Genomic DNA, 18,997 nt, shown 5'->3' on the forward strand with positions numbered 1-18,997 from the left:
AAATAGTTCAACTATCTCAATAAATTCAAGACCGAACCGTATGATGGTTTCCCATTTGTTCTTCGTTAGAGTTACAGTGAAAAAACTTGAACTCTTGATATTAAAAAGGATAATTTTTACCGCATAATCCATTTCTGTTATAATACTGATTATCAGTATTTACTAGTGGAATTCATTTTATCATTAGTTGTAAATCTGTAATGTTCGACAATTTGTCAGAAATAGACCTAAAATATAATTTATTTAAAGTGGGGAATGAGTCCTTGAAATTAACAGCTAAACAACGTATTCAACTGCATGAATTTAATAATTTAACAAAATCATTAAGCTTCAATATGTATGATGTTTGTTATACAAAAACAAAAAAGGAAAGAGAAGCTTATATCCAATACATTGATGAACAATACAATGCCGATCGTCTGACAAACATATTAACAGACGTAGCTAGCGTTATTGGAGCTCACGTATTGAACATTGCCAAACAAGATTATGAACCACAAGGAGCAAGTGTTACGATGCTCATTTCAGAAGGTCCTGTAGAAGAAGCCCCAAATTCGGCTTTTGAAGAGTCACCAGGACCTTTGCCCGAATCTGCAGTACTTCATCTCGATAAGAGTCATATTACTGTCCATACTTACCCTGAATACAATCCCGTCGATGGGATTAGTACGTTTCGGGCTGATATAGATGTATCCACCTGCGGGGAGATATCTCCACTCAAGGCTTTGAATTATATGATACATTCATTTGATACAGACATTATGACAATGGATTATCGTGTACGTGGATTTACAAGAGATATTAATGGGGATAAGCTCTTTATCGACCATGATATTAATTCAATTCAAAATTATATACCAAACGAAGTAAAAGAATTGTTTGATATGATTGATGTGAATATCTACCAAGAGAATATTTTTCATACGAAATGCAAACTCAAGGGATTTGACCTAGATAATTATTTGTTTGGTTATAGGAGTAATGATTTAAACAAAGAAGAGCAACAAGAAATTAGCGACAAACTTAACCATGAAATGAATGAAATTTATTATGGGAAAAATATAAGACGTCCTTAATTATGCGTAATTTTTTATGAAATGGTTGAGGTCTTATCAACTCTGTTCTACTTGAAGTAAGGTGTAATAATCTAATAAAATCGATATTTGGTTTAAAGGTGGTGTTTTAATGAATTTAATTCCTTACTTAGTTGTTGCGGGAATTATATGTATAGCCGGTCTTATTGGAACGATTATGATCGGAATAAATCCGAATGACGATAATTATGAAAAGAAAACAAAAAAACACTTCACCACCATGTCGGTCATTTACTTGCTGACATTCGTACCTGCAGTAATCTTAACGATTGTTTACTTCATTTATTGGTAAGTAGTTTAATTAATAGAATGAAAGCGATGTGAACTTAAATGGTTACTTCAACAACAACTTCAAAGCAAGTAAAATTAATTGCTTTGGATATGGACGGCACTTTATTAAATGACAAATTGGAAGTAACAAAAACGAACCTCGAAGCAATTACTAAAGCTCAAGAGATCGGTGTAGATGTTGTATTATGCACAGGTCGGTCATTGATTGCATGTGTTGACTACGCCAAACAATTAAAATTAACTTCTTATATTATTACCGGAAATGGGAGTGAAATTTGGCATACGTCAGGAGAGCTAATTGAACGAAACATATTAAAGAGTGAATTAGTTGATATGATGTGGAACTTAAAAGAAAAACATCAAACCAACCATTGGGCTGCCTCTGTAGATAAAGTTTGGCGAAATGAAATGCCTAAAGAGCTCCTTACTTATGAATGGTTGAAATTTGGTTTTGAGACAAAGGACGATAAGGTAAGAGAAATGCTTTTTGATTTATTATCACAAAATCAGGAGTTAGAAGTCAGCAATTCAAGTTTAACAAACATTGAAATAAATGCTGCTGGTGTCAATAAAGCAGTTGCGCTAAATACAATATGCAAAAATTTAAATTGTGAAATGGGAAATGTTCTAACGATTGGAGATAGTTTAAATGATATAGCAATGATCAGAGAAGCAGGTTTTGGAGTAGCGATGGGGAATGCTCAACCTACTGTAAAAAAGGCTGCAAATTGGGTTACCTCTACAAACAACGAGGACGGAGTTGCTCATGCGATTGACCGATTTGTTTTCAAAAAATAGCTTCCTTGTTGTAAGGTCGATGGGAGGGACCACATGGATAATATTCTCGTATTAATCATCGTACTCACTCTCATCGCAGTCCTTTCATATGTTCCACTGATCGGTCCGTATTTTAAATTATTTAACACAATGGTTCATGAAACAGGACATGCTATCGCAGCTATCCTCACTGGTGGCCGAGTCAAATCGATTTCCTTATTCAGTAATACAGGAGGATTAGCGATTACAAGCCACCAGGGTGTAATCGGTAGAGTAATTACAATTCTTGCAGGGTATCCGACTGCATCGCTTTTTAGCGTTCTCTATGTTTACGCTTTGTCAGAAGGTTTGTTCAATTATATTGCGATGACGCTAGCTGTTATTCTGATTTATAACTTGATTTTTTGGGTAAGGAATATAATAGGTTGGGTTTGGATTCTTTCTGTCCTTGTTGTACTATATTTTCTCTATACTAATCACTTTTGGGATGCATTTGAAATATCTTTAACAGTTATTGGATTATCTCTTTTAATCCAAGCATTTCTAAGTACATGGGTGATTATTGCAATGTCAATAAAAAACAAACATCAAGCTGGGGATGCTACATTACTTGCTAGTACAACGAAGATACCTGCAGTACTCTGGGGAGGAATCTTTTTTCTTCAAGGAGTTGTTTTTTTCATAATAGGAATATTTGTTTGGCTTGGATTTGATTTAGTAACTATTTTTCTAACATGGTTATAAAAAATGAGGAGAAAGCGAATGAACGGTGTCATCTCGCTTTCAGATTACTTTTCGAAACATATCTTTCATTTGTTTATCTCTTTTTTCCTTTTCAATTGATGTTGCTAAATCATATTTCTTCAACAGGTGGAACGCTTCATTTAAGATAACTTGCGACAAATCTCTGTTAAGGAATGTTATCCACTCTTCTACTAATCTTTGTTGAAGATAGGGTTTTTGACTGTTAAACTTATTTTTCACGTCTTCTAATGAATGATCTAGGTTACATTTTCCCAATCAATAACTCTCCTTTCGAATAAATAGCTGTTAGTTTAGTATGAATCAATTAAAGGAAAAAATAAAGAGACGATTAAATAATGGAAACTAATGCTTTTAACTTTAATTTACCGGAGATTTTTACTATACTTTAGATAAGTGGAGGTGAGAAGATGACAAAAAAATATTTTACTATCGAAGAAGCAAATCAACTAATTCCATCACTAATGCAAGAACTTATAGAGCTAAAAAATTTACAAGTATCATTTGATAACCAATTAAAGCAATTAAATGAGATTAAGAGTTTGAATACAGAAGAAGTTCAAACACAAACAGAAGATATTTTTAAAATGGAAAGCGAATTGGAGTTTCTAGAAATACAAGCCCAGTTACATGTTAACAATATTCATAATTCCGGTGGTTTTTTGAAAGGAATTGAACCAGGACTCATTGATTTCCCTTCAGTAAAAGGTGATGAAGACATTTTACTATGTTGGAAAGAAGGAGAGGAAGAAATTACTCACTACCATAGTGAAGATGAAGGTTTTACAGGACGTAAACCGCTCGATACTGACATGGAAGAATAACAAGCCTGCAACATTTCCGTTGCAGGTTTGTTACTGAAGTTAATTCCTAGTTTTCCTATAAGGTAAAGTGTATAATAAGTATATTACCAAAGAAAGGTGGGGGAATGAATGAAAATTCCAAAGCCACTCGTTCAATTAAATCAATTATTCATTGTGATTTCAGTAGTATTCTCTATGGTTTTTACTCCATGGATATTAGTCATTCCATTTGTAGTTGGTGTTGTTACGTTACTAACAAAGAGGAATCCGATTATTCAGGTTGGCAAAATGCTTCTCAGAAAACCACTGAAAGAATATCCAATGGAAGACCGAGATCAGCAACTATTCAATCAATGGATTGCAACCATTTGTTTGGGACTTTCTCTGTTATTCTTTCAACTACAACTGTACGTTTTAGCTTATAGTTTTAGCACAATGGTTTTGTTAGCATCAGCTATTGCATTAATGGGATATTGTATTGGCTGTACTATCCGCTATCGTTATCAAATGTGGAAGTTCCAACAATCTAAATAATCAACTCGAGAAGTAGAGTGATCTTGCTAAAAGTAAGATCACTCTATTATTGTTATTTCAATATTTCTTCGTCCAAATGCTAATGCATCTTCACGGTCTGGCATAAATAAATCCACTTTATGACCTTTGATTGCTCCGCCAATATCTCCAGCAACTGCATTTCCATAACCTTCAACATACACTTTCGAACCTAATGGAATCACATTCGGATCAACCGCAATTACTTTTTTATTTGGATTATTGCGAAGATCCAATCCAGTATAAGTAATTCCTGAACACCCATCGCAATAAGCAGTATAAGCGGTCGCCTCTACTGTCATGGAAGTACCTGATGATGGTGGACTAGATTCTTCTTGTTCCGTTACTTGCGGCTTAGATTCATTGGAATTACTTGTTTCGTCCGGTTCCTTATCTTCTTTTGACTCGTCTGATTTATCATTCTCTATCGTATTATTTTCTGGTGTCTCTGAATTTTCTGAGGTGGAGTCGGTTGAAGTATCTATTTGACCACTACCTTCAGAAGAGGATACTATGCCTTGCTTATGAATTGCCTCATGTAATGAACCGTAAGTTTGTGGACCAGCTAAACCATCAACCAAAATATCACTTGATGATTGAAATTTTTTCACTGCATCATGAGTTGTCTGATCGAATTTCCCATCTAAAGACCCCTTATAATAACCAAGGTGATTCAAGTCTTGCTGTAAATTTTCTACGAGTTTACCATTATCGCCTTCTCGTAAAATTAACAAGGCTCCAATCGTTTGCAAACCTGCAACTCCATCTATATGAATATTCGCTTCTTTTTGGAAAGCTAATACCGCCTCATGAGTAAATTGATCATATGTTCCTTTACTCTCAATGAGACTCTCATCTAAATAATTCCTTTGTTTTAAAAGATCTTGTAATTCTTCAACATGAGAATGCTCGTAACCACTACTCAATATATTATCTCCAAATGACCCACCACTTGCATAACTCACACTAGCTCCCCCAAATGGTAATGTTACGAATGGGATCAGTATCATTACAATTCCTATAAACGCTGTTCGTAAAATTAAATTCACTATTATTCCTCCTCGTTTGTTTGCCACATCAATATCCATATAGTTAAATTACAAGTAATAGTACGGTCAAAGGCAGTTGAAATGAAATTGTAATGTGGACAAACTGTTTAGTAGGAAGGGCTAAGATAGAATTCTACCAATAAATATTCAATCCCTGTTTACATTAGATCTTATTAATGATAAAACACTTCACATAATTTCAAGTACTGTGAGCTACGTCAAAATAATATTTAAAAATATCATTACTAAGTATAAAGAGTATCATGACAGTTAGGGCGGTCCTTTTTTGTAATTTCTTACATCCATAAGCTTATTTGTGAAACTTATTTAAGCATTTTTAATGATTTATCACATTTTAACTTAAAGTTGTACTATAATTAGTACAAAAGATTCATAACAGTGTACTCGTTAGATTTTATAACGAATTTAATCTTTTGATACTGAAAAGTGTTAAATAGCAGTCAAACCACTTATTTTTAAGGGTTTATTGATCTATTTTCAATATAGGGGGGATAAATTGATTTTATTTAATAAAAAATATAGTTCTTTTGGACTGTATAAAAGTATATATATTTTACTATTATTTTCTATTCTGACTTTAGTGGCTAGAATCAATCCAATAGAAGTACCTCCCGGCATCACAATTACACTTACAAGTATTTTTTTATTGGTAATTTTACGGCTATTCAGTTTAAAAGCAGCTGCATACACGTTTGTCATTGTTCATGTTATTTCTTTTATATTTTTCAACTTATCACCATGGAATTTAATACCATTATTAGAGCTTATATTTATTGCGATAGTATTTAAGTACCGCCCTAAATCAAATATTGTTTTTTGGGGAGCTCTCTTTTGGCTTATTATAGGTGCTCCATTATCTGCGTGGATACATAGTAGTATTTTCGGTTTGAACAACGATACATTATTTATTTTTGAAACTATAAAAGTTGCGATTAACGGCGTGTTAAATATTCTAGTATTTGATATCATAATATCTTATATTCCTTTTCACCGATATCTAACTACGAATAAAAAACAACAAACGATTCAACTTAAAAAAATAATGTTTCACTTATCTTTCGTTGCTATGATCGTACCTTTCATTCTATATATTATTGTAAATACTGCAAATTACATGGGCTCGTTGGAAGTGGAATTATATAAATCAGCACAAAGAACTACAAGTCAAGTAGAGGCGGAAATTAATTCATGGCACGAAGCAGACTTATTACAATTACAGTTATTTGGTATTGTGCAACAAGGACAGCTTAATGATCTACTAGATCAAATAACAGATACTCGCGCATTTGAACACATTGTTGCTAATGAATCAGGGCAAATAATCTCATCTAATAGTTCAAATATCAATAATAAGGATAAATATGATTGGCAAACAAATCATCAAATTACTGAGCTTACATCTAATTTCTATCAAGTACTCTCAAATGAAAATGTATTGAGTATCCAAAATTGGGAAAGTGGCTATTACATTTATGAAACAGAAATGGATGGTCTCCCGCTAACTGTTTATGCGCAAATTCCATTGCACCCTTACCAAATAGAGATTCTTGGAGATTTTCTTGGTCAGTTTATCTATTTATTTTTGTTTTTGTTTTTTGCACTTATTCTCACTATTTTCTTACATCGAATCCTGTCGAGAACACTTAACAATCTCGCTATCACTACGACAGGTCTCCCTAGGAAAATCAAAAATTTAGAGTCTGTAAAGTGGCCCAATAGTAGTATATTAGAAATTAATGCATTGATTAGTAATTTTCAAGATATGTCTGTCAATGTGGAAAAAATGTTTATCGAGAGTAATAATATGAATGAAAAACTTACTAAGCAATCAGAAATGTTAAAAAAATCAGAGGATAAGCTGCATCATCTTGCGTATCATGATGTTTTGACAGATTTACCAAACCGTCAATATTTCCAACGATATTTATCGAGTTTACTAGAAGATGCTAAACAAAAAGGACTAAGATTTGCGATAATATTTATGGATTTAAATCAATTTAAACAAATCAATGATACTTTAGGACACTTAGCTGGCGATGAGTTATTAAAAATCATTGCAAATAATTTGAAAAACTTGAAAAATGAAAAAAACGAAGTATTTCGATTAAGTGGTGATGAATTTGTTATTGTGATCAACAACTTAATTAGTGAACAAGAAGCTGAAGAAACAGCAATTAATATCCAAGGAATTTTTCAAGAACCTGTAAAAGTAAATGATCATTTACTTCATATATCAGGAAGTATCGGCATTAGTCTATTTCCTGACGATGGATCTGACGAGACGACACTCATACAAAATGCAGATATTGCTATGTACACTAGCAAAGAGAAAGCAGGGACTTCGATAGAGTTTTTTGATCATACGATGAAATCGACTTTCACAGAAAAAGTAAATCTCACAAATGAACTAAGAACTGCAGTAGATAACTCACAGTTTCAACTCTTTTATCAACCGAAAGTCGATAATAATGGCTACATCACTAGTAGCGAAGCCTTGATTAGATGGCAAAATGATATATTTGGAGATGTAAGTCCGTCAGTCTTCATTCCTCTGGCAGAAGATGTTGGACTAATTAAAAATATTGATGAATGGGTCATTAATGAGGCTTGTAAACAAAACAAAATTTGGCAGGATCAAGGGTATTCTAACATTAAAGTGTCGGTTAATATTTCAGCTAAACACTTTTATCAATCTCAGCTAGTCAACATGATAAAAAAAGCATTATTCGAGTCACAATTAAATGCGAAGTATTTACAAATAGAAATAACAGAAAGTGTTTTCATTGACAATATCGACAATGTCATTTCTATTATTGAAGAAATAAGGGAGTTAGGCGTCTCAGTTTCAATAGATGATTTTGGAAAAGGGTTTTCCATGTTAAGCCACTTAATTAGCTTGCCAATTAATGAGGTGAAATTAGACAAGCAATTTATTAGAAATATTGATAAAGAAGCAAATAAAGCTATAATCGTTAGTCATATTGTAATGATCGCACACGAACTTGAATTTAATGTGGTTGCAGAAGGGGTTGAAACATTCGAGGAATATACCCATTTAAAACAAATAGATTGCGATGAACTACAAGGATTTTATTTTAGTAAAGCAGTGAATAAAAAGGATTTCCAAAAACTATTACAAGCAGCTAACTTACTAAATAACTGAGCTGGAAGGAAAAAATATGAAGGAGTCACTATTTATGATAAAGAGATTAGCTGTTATCACAGTTCTACTAGTTGTCGTTGGGTGTAGTAACAATGACAGTGAATCCGGTGAACAAAATGAAAGGAATGACAGTCAAAAACTTGAAGATGCTGTGCTTGATGAACTTGATGAACGAACTAAAATTCAGTTAGACGTATGGGCTTATTATGAGGAAGGGTGGGAGTATCCTATAGAAGAGTATCAATCTCTAAATCCCGATATTACATTAAATGTTACTACTTTTACACATGACACCTACGTTAATGAATACTTGAAAGCTTTAGTAGATAACGACGTGCCTGATGTAATGATCTTTGAAAATAATCAATTTGCTACATTTACAGCAGTAGATGGGTTAGAAAATTTAGCTGGGGAACCTTACACATTAAACGAATATTACAATGATTTCTCACGAACTTTATGGGATATGGGTTTGTCTATTGACAATGAGGAACTGATAGGGCTAGCTTATGATAGTTACCCTTATGTTACTTATTATCGAGCAGATATAATGGAGGAGTATGGCTTCCCATCTGATCCTGATGAATTGGGTACATTTATGGAAGATGCAGATAATTGGCTAAACATGGCTGGAAAATTGAAAGAAGATCATAAATGGATTGTCGGTTGGGATGTTGAGATTTTGAATATTTTTGATACAACGAGAGGTATATTTAATCAAGATTTAGAATTTAATAGAAAAGATCAACTATCTCAAGAAGCAATAAGGATTTTGCAAGCTGTTCATGAAAGAGGCTTGGACTCAAAAATGAACATATGGGATGAACAAGGTCTTCAGGCATTAAAAAATGATGAAATTGTGATGTTACAACTCGGTAGTTGGGGGAGCGGTCTTCTATATGATATGGTACCCGAACAAGCAGGTAAGTGGAGAGTTACTCGCCTGCCATTTAATCAATACGGACTTGGTCATACGTCAATTATCTCGATACCCTCTGCAAGTGAGAAAAAAGAAGCAGCGGCTGATTTCTTAGAGTATTTTGTTTTTGAGCGAGAAAAAGAAGGATCTATAGGGCCAATTTCAGGCTATTTACCACACAGAAATGATCCCAAGACAATTAATCACGAAAATGAATTTCTAGGAGGACAACAAGATCAACGTAAGTATGAACAAATTTACGACAAAATAGAAGAGCCTAAATTAACTCCATTAGATGAAAAAGCAAATCAAATATGGTATGAAATGATTTATACCGGATTAGAAGAAGACCAGGAAATTGAAGAAATCTTAGATTCAATTGAAAAGAAAATTCAAGAACAGTTAGGTAGTGAAATTGATCGTTTGAAATAGAGTCTATTGAACAACTATGACCTTAGAAAACTAGTTAATTATTCAGCAAAGCCTAAAACAATAAAAAACTCATATTGGTAATTTATGTCAATATGAGTTTTTTATTGTTAATTAAGTTAAAATCACTCTTTATGAATCGTCAGTAAATAATGATTACGTTTCTTCGAATAGCTTTTCTCCACGATTAAGCCGCCATGCAATCGTACCGATATGAGGAAGTTCCCTGGATGTCGGAGCATGTGCAGCGAGATAACGAGTCATCGCAATAATCAGCGTTTCTTTCGCACGCTCTGCAAAAACACCCGATTCCTTATCCCATCTATCATATTCAACACAAGCTGCTTCAAACATTTGATAAGAATGAAATTTTGCATCCTCTCTCAACAGGGCAAGACCTAACGTATTAAATAATTTTTGTTTATCCCCACCATGATGTAAATACTCAACGACCCATTTGGCAGATTGGTTTACTTGTTGCTGCTTATTTAATAACTCAAGAAGCTCATCACAATCGAGTGATCGTTTCTCCTCAGTTGGAGTTGGACGTTTCGTTGCCGGTATGTTTAAAAAACGATCTAAATAGATGCTGACTGCACCATGATAAATTGCACGAACAATTAATCCTTCATTAGATCTCCTTAACGTTTCATGGACGGCATGATTATGTGTGAACGTGTGTAAAACAGTATTCCAATCACTAAAGTCATTTTGAGTATGGAATGCAAGTATTCTTTCGGCAGCAGCAACTGTGGTAACTTGTGCAATTTTTATTGGATTTACACCTTTTTTTAGTAGGAGGGTGATTTCATCAATCATTGCTAACGGATCATCTGCTAAAAGGTTGACCAGCAACTGATTTTCGTTAAATGACTTTGCTTTATCACTAAAATCTAACCGAATCGTCTTTAATTGATCAAATGCTTCGTTGAGTGGTGTAACTAAATTAATTGGAGATTGCCACCGATGCTGTTCTTCACTCCTACTTGCATTCGAAAACAAAGGAGGTAACGAAGATAGGATTTGCTTAGATATATTATCCTTTGTATGCTCTAATGATTCAAATGCTTTATTGTGAAAATCAAGTGTATGACCTACATCCATATAAAAATGATCTGAAGCCGCTGTTACCATCATCGCAGAAATGTCAGAAACGTCCATTTGTTTTTCGAGTGCTGTTAAAACAATTCTCTCTGATCCTTGTGTATCTCTAACTTCAATGCAATTCCGATACCAACCTTTTAAACGTTCGAGATCGCCATCATAGCCTGCTAATGGACCAATTAAATGGTTGGGAGCTTGACCAGCACAATCCCGAGCGACGTGCGAGAGACCTTGAAATAAAGCTTGGATTCGACCTTGTGATTCAAGTTTTGGCAATATATTTGCCATGCAAGTCAAGATCGTCAGTCCAGGCCCCCAACCCGATTCGCGATGCTTCGTACCAAATTCGATCCCTATCTCTATAATTTGTTTTTCTTCAACGTTTGCTTTCAACAAGGCAACGACAGATTTAGCAATTACAAGTCCAATATTTTGTTCAAGCCCTTTTCTTAATTGCAGTTTATATTGTTCAACCTGATTTTGAACTCCTGGCACATGATTGACCCATACGTTTCCATCTTCTACTTTAACTTCATAAGAGGGGACATCATCTGCCCAGGGATCCAACGTTCCACCACTACATACATCAAATCTTGCATGATGCCAATGGCAAGTTAGAATGCCGTCACATAGACTCCCCATGTGAAGAGGGAATCCCATATGAGGACACCGATTATCCAATGCATATATTTCATTTTCGTGTAAAAATACAACAATTCCACCTTTAATCACTTTAGTTTCTGATTCTTTCAACTTACTTAAAGATCCTGCATCAATCCAATTTTCCATTCTTTAACCTCCTCGTTTTAAGCTCCATTGATCAATATAAATTATAATATAACCATACTGGAAATGGATTAATTTGTAAATATAACTAGATATAAAATAAAGCAATTATGAAAATACAAAGGCATTTAAATCGATTACGATGAAGGCCAATAGGGGAGAGATTATCAATATTGAGGACGGGAAGTTATATTTTATTGGAACAAACGACATCCCACTACATCTTGCTGAAGTGGGACCTGAATTGAGTTTTCACAGTAAAACAATTAAATGTCTATAAAATGTGTGATTTTGATCAAAATTAATATGCTGAAAAGAGGTGGTGGTATTGCTTACAAGAACAATAAAAGTAGCGATAACCCATATGATACCAATCAAATAAACTTTACTCATCTTTCCATGAAGGTGTTGGTTTGATAACAGTAAAATAAAGCAACAAACAGCCGTAACAATTAAAAACATACTACTAATGTAAAGGAAAATAAACTGTTGATTATTCGGGATCATTTCTACAATCATTGCTGCCATCATCGCAGACATTAACCCACTAAATAATCCTTCGAAACTAGCATGAAAACTGAACAATATACCAATAGCAAAGCCAATGAGAGAAGAGATTCCAACACTAACGAGTGTGGAGATGAGTAGTTGCCCCGATAGATAAATACCGACAATATTCCCAATCAATAGACCGATAGCCATGCTTATTGCCATGGTGATTACCATGCCTTCCATTATCCCAGTATTTAATTTAAAGTAGGAAAGTAATCGATAAAGAATCAAAATAGATATTGAGAAAAAGACAATAATTATGAGCATTTACAACACGTCCTGACTATTTTGTTTCTATAGAGTATGTCCTATTTTAGTCAACTATGATTATCTGATATGGATAAACCTTAAAACCTTGCAATTTAAAATAGGAGGTATATAATTGTGTTTGAAAATAACAAAGGTATATTAATGAAATAATAGATTAGTTTCAGACAAACAGGGGGAATACTAGTGGCATTGACACCGAAGGCAATTTTTTTAGACATGGATGGTACAATATTAAATCACCATAATAAAGTAAGTATTCATACAAAAGAAATCATAGATGAGTTACGAAACAAGGGAATATTCGTTTTTATAGCTACAGGTAGATCAGTGGATGAAATAGAACCATTTGTACCTAAAGGCTTCAAAGTCGATGGGTTAATTACTTCAAATGGTATGGCTGGATATGTGGGGGATGAGGCAGTGTTTGAACATTCTCTATCGTTAAATTTGGTACAAACGATTATTTATAAAGCGAGAGAACTTAAAGTTTACTATGAGCTCTTTCCATACGGAACAGATCGAGTCACATTGAAACAAGATAAAGATTATGTTGAAAATGAAATTAGAGATCCGAAACCAGATAGCGTTGGAATAAATGAGTGGCTTTCACGGAAACAAGCGATTAAAGATGAAATTGCGTGGAAAGAGAATATAGAAGGAACGACTTTTTCAAAATTTTATTTTTTTGCTAGATCAACAGAACATATCAATAGATGGAAAAATCAACTTGATGAGCTAAAGAAAGAAATAGATTTCACTACTTCAACGTCTTCTATCCACAATGTAGAAGTGATGGTTGCTAACGTCAACAAAGCAACAGGTATGAAACAGATGTTAAAACAGTTTGATCTGACTGAAGACGACATTCTAGCTATTGGTGATAGCAACAACGATTTGCCGATGTTCGAATTCGCTTCACATAAAGTCGCAATGAAAAATGCACCAGACAACATCAAAGAAATCGTCGACGATGTAACAGAATTTACTTGCGATGAAGACGGGGTATATCATTACTTAAATACAAATATTAAAATTTAAAGATCTAATGGTAATACTTCATTTATTACCTTACAATAACGACGCAGTTTTTTGTCAAAGATTGCGTCGTTATTGTAAGTAGTTATAAAAGGGAAGTCCCAGTTCTTTTAATGCAGAAGAGGACGATGACGAACAGAAGAACTTCATTGGTCATGTTTGTTCGACTGCACTTTATTACGTAAAATATAAATTTGACGAAGTAAAGTAGTTGTTATATACTTTTTATATAAAGGAGGCGTTCTCAATGGGACAAGAAACTACAAATCGATACTATCAACGTATTGAGGAAAAAGCAAAAGATCTTCCGTGGTATGTTGGTGAATACATAGATAAACGAAAACGAAAGTTATCTCCAGCTTCCTTATTGAATTATTGTCATGATTATCTCATTTTCTTTAGCTGGATACTAGCCGAAGGTATCTTCGAAGGAAAAAGAACAGACATCCCGCTTGAAGTATTACAACGTTTGACGAGACAGCAAGCTGAGGATTTTCTTTCGTTTCTGCAATTTCAACTCAATAATTCAGAGTTGACCGTTAATCGAAAATTGTCATCCTTAAAATCTCTGTTTCATTACTTGCAAAATATAGCTGAAACGACAGACTTAGAACCCTATATTTCTAGAAATGTCATGGCCAAAGTCGAGTTGAACGCAATTAAAGAAGATCAGGAGACACTTGCGAACCGAATGGAAGGTAAAATTCTACGCGGCGAAGAATACGAAACGTTTAGGCAATTTGTCGCCCATGACTATGGTTTAATAAATAAAGATAACAAGAAACTGCTTAATTTCCACCAAAAAAATCGCGAACGTGACACAGCGATTGTTTCACTTATTCTTGGATCAGGTATACGTTTGTCGGAAGTAGTCGGTCTAAATGTTGATGATATTGATTTTAGAAAATACACCGTCCGAGTCATTCGTAAAGGTAACAAAGAACAATATGTCTATTTTAGTGAGCAAGCGATGTTAGATTTAAAAGAATATCTTTCCATTCGAGTGTCTCGTTATTCATTAGAAAAATCTAATAAGATTCTCTTTATTGCAGCATCTATGGGCCCTAAAGGAACTACTAGACGCCTAACATCCCGTTCTATTGAAAAGCTCGTTGAAAAGTATGCTACAGCTTTTGGGAAGCCAGCTCTATCTGTGCACAAACTCAGACATTCCTTTGCAACGAGATACCAACTAGAAAATAATGATATCCCCAAATTAAGAAGACAACTCGGTCATTCATCGGTTCAAACAACGATGATTTATACACATCTTACCAATAATGAGATGCAAGAAGCAGTAAACAACATGGACCGTACAAAAGATCCTATTGATGAAACCGACGATCATAAATAATTTTATGATCGTTTTATTGGTTTTGACACTTCACCTGTTCGTAATTCAGCTCTTTTTAAATAATATTCTAGTTTACATAATATATATTATAGGTACCAATTATAAATTTTTCTTATTTTGTCTCTAAAACTAAGTAAACTTTATGTTTTGAGACAAAATAAAATTTACCCATTAATCATCTACCTACTTTTATTTTTTCCATAACACCTTTTTGTCCTGTTTGATCGACCTCTATATTTACAGTAGCATATATTTTAGATTCAATCCATCCGTCTTCTTCCCAGTTCAACTGATCAAAATATCGATGATCTCGTGCCCAAATACGATGCCCCATCAACCATGGTTCCGTATTAATTAATTTCATTTTGCTGATTGTATGCTCAATGTCTTCTTTTACTCGCCGTTCCAACTCTTTTTCAATTTTAGTTATATTTTCTAGGTTTGACTCCAATTTCCGTTCAGGAATATGAACAATCTCCCCACTTCCTTCAACGTTCAAGTGAATTTCAACTGGATTTGTCTTTTCGTAGCTAAAGTCCATCGATAAATCTACTCTCAATGATATTATGATATCATTCTCATTGGTACTTATCAGACTATAGTTCATATTATTAAGTTCTTTATTTTTTAATAACTGACTAATCCCTGCTTCTTTACCTTCCAATTTCCCGACCATTTTACCATTTTGTAAAACAGCTAAATTTTCAATAAGCAGTTCGTTGTCAAGGTATCCGACTGGAACCGTCGCTGCATTTGAAATCATATTTCGGTCCTTTCTATATTCAAAAAGCTTTACCTCTTTCGTTCGTGCTAATTTTTGATCAGCCATAAAGAAACGATCTACATATAAGGAAGGCAATGATATAAGTCTGGAATCCCTTGATATAAAATCGTAGACATTAATATCATTGTCTACGATTAGTAATAAAACTTTATTATCCATCGCTGGACCTCGGTCAAATAAATCGGAAATTTTATCAATCCCCCGCTCGGCTAAAGCTTGTCCAATTGCAACCATCTTTAAATGTCCAAAAAATAAAACTGTAGGTGTATTCGCTTCAATATTAGCAACAGCTTCCCATGGAGATGGCCCTGTAGCTTGAAGCGTTTCAAATTCTTTTTCAAATCCTGCCTCACCTTCTGCTCCACCTGCAATAATAACAGGAGCCTGGACCGACACAGAGTAAGTGTTATCGTCTACTATATCAATCCCCATTCCAACAACCATTGTTCGGTGATCAATTTCTTTTGAATCGGCTAAACACCCAGTTAATATGACAAGAAGTAAACTAAAGAGCGCCTTGCTTTTTCTCACGATTCTGACTCCCCTTCCATTTTTTATTACGAAACATTAAAAATAGAAAAAGGCATATCGGGACAATAAGCGACCAAATTAGCAAATTGATATTATACACCTGCATATTAATCTGGACAAAACTTGGTGCAATAAGCGCGCTAACAAATACAATGATAATAATCAATGTAGGATTGATCATTCCATCTAATTTAAATGGCGGAATTAATTTATTTAACAAATATGATGAAAACCACATATGGATAAGTAAAATTTTATAAAAAGATAATATCCATATTGATAAAAACACGACATCAATCCTTTCGAATAATCCACCTCTAGGAGCAACTGATTGAATTAACGATGTAATTGGTGAAAGTAAAGTCATTGTTTGTTCAAAGCCAAATACTCCTAATGCAACAAAACTAATGATAAAGTAAGTAAACATAACAAATAACAACCCAAAAGCTGAACTCTTAAATAAAGGAACACTTTTGTTTACATAAGGTAGAAACCCTAATAATGCAACGATTCCAGCATACCGACTCATATCTGACAACATACTTTTTAAAAATGTGAAAAAATCTACACTAAATACAGGAGGAATATAAATAAACTGAAATTCATCCATAAAAACAAATCCTGTAATCAGCATTACTAGAAATATTTCGAGAATGATCAACATGACAAGAAATCGTGTAATGCTGTAAATACCGTATATAATCGATAAGAAAATGACGGTTAACATTGCAGTAATTATAAACCATTCATTTGTATGAGGTAACAAAAATGTTTGCACGATGATTAATAGACTTTTTAACCCTACTACATTATGGTATAACGAACTAATAAATAGGTATGAAACAATAACTACATATACCCATCGAAAACTAACTTGCTTAAAACTTTCAAATATGTCTTGATTATTATACATTTTGAACACCTTTATTAGCATATACAAAAATAATAGAAATGGACCAACTGAAACAATTACTTTAAGCCAAGCGCTTCTAATTTCCTCTGATGCAACGTAAGGTAGAAAAATAATACCAAATGTAACAGTTGAACAATAAGTAAAAATAAAAAGATCTATAGCATCAAACTTTTGGTTTTCTCTTAACGGTAACATAGTATCAATCCCAACTAATTAACTCTATTTTGATGCTGCATCCTTCTTAAAGAAAATACTAATTAGTTTTGATAAATCAAATGGGGATATTGGATACATATACGATCGCCCAAACTGATCTATTTTACAACTATGAAACAGGAGTAAGCCAAATATTAGCGAATATCCATACAGACCTAAAACCGAAGCTGACAGTAAGAAGAGATACCGCATTGTCCTCCACGCTGTAACTGTCTCCCACGAAGGCAATGTGAATGTCGAAATTGCTGTAAAAGCAATGATAATTACCATTGTATTGCTAACAATTCCAGCTTCAACGGCGGCTGTACCAATTACAAGGCCTCCAACGATACCAATTGTTTGACCAACAAAACTGGGTAAACGAATACTTGCTTCCACAAGGATGTCTAAAGCCATCATCATAAACAAAGCTTCAGCTTGCGCTGGTAATGGAATGTCAGATCGTGATTCGGCTATCGTTAACGCGAGGGTTGTTGGAAGTAACTCAGGGTGAAAAGCAACGAGCGATACATAAATAGCTGGTAAAATTGCCCCAAATAACACTGAAAAAAAACGTAGCAGCCTCGTGAACAAAAAGCTCCATTTCACAAAGAATGTTTCATCTTCATAAGAAGTAATCGAGTCCATGAAATACGTTGGTGTGATAAGACAGAAAGTTGAATTATCTACAAGGATAGCCATTTTACCGTTGAATAACTCGTAACAAACATTATCTAATCGTTCAGTTCTTGAGTGTTGAGGAAAAAGAGCAAACGGGTACTGACTCAAATGATTGGATAAATCACCTAATGAAAAAAGGTGCTTCTTATTGTACGTTTTCAACTTTTCAGACATAAATTCTATCTCACCTTCCTCCATGTATTGTTCCATGTAGAGAAAGGCAACTTTCGTTTGCGTTTGAGTACCTAGACAAAACTCTTTGGTTTTCAACCGAGGATCTTTTATCATTTTCCTAACCAATGATACATTCGTTTCAATATTTTCAATTAAACCAATTTTTGTTCCATAGACTTGTTGTTCTGTACTAGGATCAGTTAAACTTCTCCTTGTAACATCTTCCATCTGAAGAATAAGTGGAATTGAGTTATCAACGTGAAGTAACACATTCCCAGAATGAAGCTCTTTTATCAATTGAGTCCACTCCGTTGCTTTTTCTATACCTGAAACATGGAGATGTTGTTTCAAGTCAGTCATTTGATAATAATCGTTTTCCTGCAATGGCTGAAGTACATTATGGTGAAAAAGAATTTCGTTGATCATTCCTTGAAAATAATAAATCTGAACAGGACCTTGCTTCGTTTCTATCGTTATATGTGAAAAGTCATAAGATTCATTGAATATTTTATCGAGCTTTTCGGTAACTTCTTCTGCATATGTTGGAAGGGGTTCTTTGTTATTTATAAAATTTGCTAAGTATGTTTCGAATGATTCGTCACTTACTGTTTGTTTAATATTTTTTAATGACAAGACGCTCCCTCCTTCTACTACAATTATAGTTTGTAGATAAAAGGAAAAAATATGCACCTTCTTTTATACTATATTTTCACTAGTTAACATAATATAATTACAGTTAACTTATTGCACAACAAAGA

The 18,997-nt window shown here is 33.9% G+C and carries 17 protein-coding genes; 10 read left to right on the forward strand and 7 right to left on the reverse strand.

Annotated features, from left to right (window positions below):
- The first annotated feature begins 263 nt into the window (after nucleotides 1-263).
- From speD to ACM26V_RS06385, 4 genes are all read left to right on the forward strand, one after another.
- Nucleotides 264-1,076, forward strand: coding sequence for an adenosylmethionine decarboxylase (speD, locus tag ACM26V_RS06370; RefSeq protein WP_416151805.1), 813 nt, complete (start codon nucleotides 264-266; stop codon nucleotides 1,074-1,076).
- A 109-nt stretch (nucleotides 1,077-1,185) separates the two neighbouring features.
- A complete protein-coding gene (locus ACM26V_RS06375) occupies nucleotides 1,186-1,386 on the forward strand; it encodes a hypothetical protein (RefSeq protein WP_416150593.1) in 201 nt (66 codons plus the stop codon).
- A gap of 38 nt (nucleotides 1,387-1,424) precedes the next feature.
- Complete coding sequence (locus ACM26V_RS06380; RefSeq protein ID WP_416150594.1) at nucleotides 1,425-2,183, forward strand: Cof-type HAD-IIB family hydrolase; 759 nt, start codon at nucleotides 1,425-1,427, stop codon at nucleotides 2,181-2,183.
- Nucleotides 2,184-2,216: 33 nt separating this feature from the next.
- Nucleotides 2,217-2,906 carry a M50 family metallopeptidase gene (locus ACM26V_RS06385; protein WP_416150595.1) on the forward strand — a complete coding sequence of 230 codons (690 nt, stop codon included), beginning with the start codon at nucleotides 2,217-2,219 and terminating at the stop codon, nucleotides 2,904-2,906.
- Nucleotides 2,907-2,945: 39 nt separating this feature from the next.
- Here the strand turns inward: ACM26V_RS06385 and ACM26V_RS06390 are convergent, their stop codons facing one another.
- Nucleotides 2,946-3,182, reverse strand: coding sequence for a hypothetical protein (locus ACM26V_RS06390; RefSeq protein ID WP_416150596.1), 237 nt, complete (start codon nucleotides 3,180-3,182; stop codon nucleotides 2,946-2,948).
- Nucleotides 3,183-3,334: 152 nt separating this feature from the next.
- Here ACM26V_RS06390 and ACM26V_RS06395 point away from each other — a divergent pair, with 152 nt between their 5' ends.
- Complete coding sequence (locus ACM26V_RS06395) at nucleotides 3,335-3,748, forward strand: DUF2203 domain-containing protein (protein ID WP_416150597.1); 414 nt, start codon at nucleotides 3,335-3,337, stop codon at nucleotides 3,746-3,748.
- A gap of 108 nt (nucleotides 3,749-3,856) precedes the next feature.
- A complete protein-coding gene (locus ACM26V_RS06400; protein ID WP_416150598.1) occupies nucleotides 3,857-4,261 on the forward strand; it encodes a DUF4395 domain-containing protein in 405 nt (134 codons plus the stop codon).
- 38 nt (nucleotides 4,262-4,299) lie between these two features.
- Here the strand turns inward: ACM26V_RS06400 and ACM26V_RS06405 are convergent, their stop codons facing one another.
- On the reverse strand, nucleotides 4,300-5,328 hold the full coding sequence (locus tag ACM26V_RS06405) for a peptidoglycan-binding protein (protein ID WP_416150599.1): 1,029 nt from the start codon (nucleotides 5,326-5,328) through the stop codon (nucleotides 4,300-4,302).
- Nucleotides 5,329-5,845: 517 nt separating this feature from the next.
- Here ACM26V_RS06405 and ACM26V_RS06410 point away from each other — a divergent pair.
- On the forward strand, nucleotides 5,846-8,512 hold the full coding sequence (locus ACM26V_RS06410) for a putative bifunctional diguanylate cyclase/phosphodiesterase (RefSeq protein WP_416150600.1): 2,667 nt from the start codon (nucleotides 5,846-5,848) through the stop codon (nucleotides 8,510-8,512).
- A gap of 34 nt (nucleotides 8,513-8,546) precedes the next feature.
- Nucleotides 8,547-9,863 carry an ABC transporter substrate-binding protein gene (locus ACM26V_RS06415; protein ID WP_416150601.1) on the forward strand — a complete coding sequence of 439 codons (1,317 nt, stop codon included), beginning with the start codon at nucleotides 8,547-8,549 and terminating at the stop codon, nucleotides 9,861-9,863.
- A 153-nt stretch (nucleotides 9,864-10,016) separates the two neighbouring features.
- Here ACM26V_RS06415 and ACM26V_RS06420 read toward each other — a convergent pair whose 3' ends face one another.
- Both ACM26V_RS06420 and ACM26V_RS06425 read right to left on the reverse strand, forming a co-directional pair.
- Nucleotides 10,017-11,753: a Rieske (2Fe-2S) protein gene (locus ACM26V_RS06420; RefSeq protein WP_416150602.1), complete on the reverse strand. Its 1,737-nt coding sequence runs from the start codon at nucleotides 11,751-11,753 to the stop codon at nucleotides 10,017-10,019.
- Between the two features lie 249 nt (nucleotides 11,754-12,002).
- On the reverse strand, nucleotides 12,003-12,569 hold the full coding sequence (locus ACM26V_RS06425; RefSeq protein ID WP_416150603.1) for a hypothetical protein: 567 nt from the start codon (nucleotides 12,567-12,569) through the stop codon (nucleotides 12,003-12,005).
- 186 nt (nucleotides 12,570-12,755) lie between these two features.
- Here ACM26V_RS06425 and ACM26V_RS06430 point away from each other — a divergent pair, with 186 nt between their 5' ends.
- Nucleotides 12,756-13,610 (forward strand): HAD family hydrolase, encoded by an 855-nt coding sequence (locus ACM26V_RS06430; protein WP_416150604.1) that lies wholly within the window; start codon nucleotides 12,756-12,758, stop codon nucleotides 13,608-13,610.
- 244 nt (nucleotides 13,611-13,854) lie between these two features.
- Entirely contained in the window at nucleotides 13,855-14,961 is a 1,107-nt protein-coding gene (gene xerS, locus ACM26V_RS06435) for a tyrosine recombinase XerS (protein WP_416150605.1), read from the forward strand.
- A gap of 175 nt (nucleotides 14,962-15,136) precedes the next feature.
- Here the strand turns inward: xerS and ACM26V_RS06440 are convergent, their stop codons facing one another.
- The 3 genes from ACM26V_RS06440 to ACM26V_RS06450 are packed head-to-tail and all read right to left on the reverse strand — an operon-like array spanning nucleotide 15,137 to nucleotide 18,872.
- Nucleotides 15,137-16,276 carry a Ger(x)C family spore germination protein gene (locus ACM26V_RS06440; protein ID WP_416150606.1) on the reverse strand — a complete coding sequence of 380 codons (1,140 nt, stop codon included), beginning with the start codon at nucleotides 16,274-16,276 and terminating at the stop codon, nucleotides 15,137-15,139.
- On the reverse strand, nucleotides 16,251-17,384 hold the full coding sequence (locus tag ACM26V_RS06445) for a GerAB/ArcD/ProY family transporter (RefSeq protein ID WP_416150607.1): 1,134 nt from the start codon (nucleotides 17,382-17,384) through the stop codon (nucleotides 16,251-16,253). The genes ACM26V_RS06440 and ACM26V_RS06445 overlap by 26 nt, the downstream gene beginning before the upstream one ends.
- Nucleotides 17,385-17,408: 24 nt before the next feature.
- Nucleotides 17,409-18,872, reverse strand: coding sequence for a spore germination protein (locus tag ACM26V_RS06450; protein WP_416150608.1), 1,464 nt, complete (start codon nucleotides 18,870-18,872; stop codon nucleotides 17,409-17,411).
- Between the last annotated feature and the right edge of the window lie 125 nt (nucleotides 18,873-18,997).

Origin of the sequence: Salipaludibacillus sp. HK11 (assembly GCF_047795645.1) — a bacterium.
Taxonomy (GTDB): Bacteria; Bacillota; Bacilli; order Bacillales; family Salisediminibacteriaceae; genus Salipaludibacillus.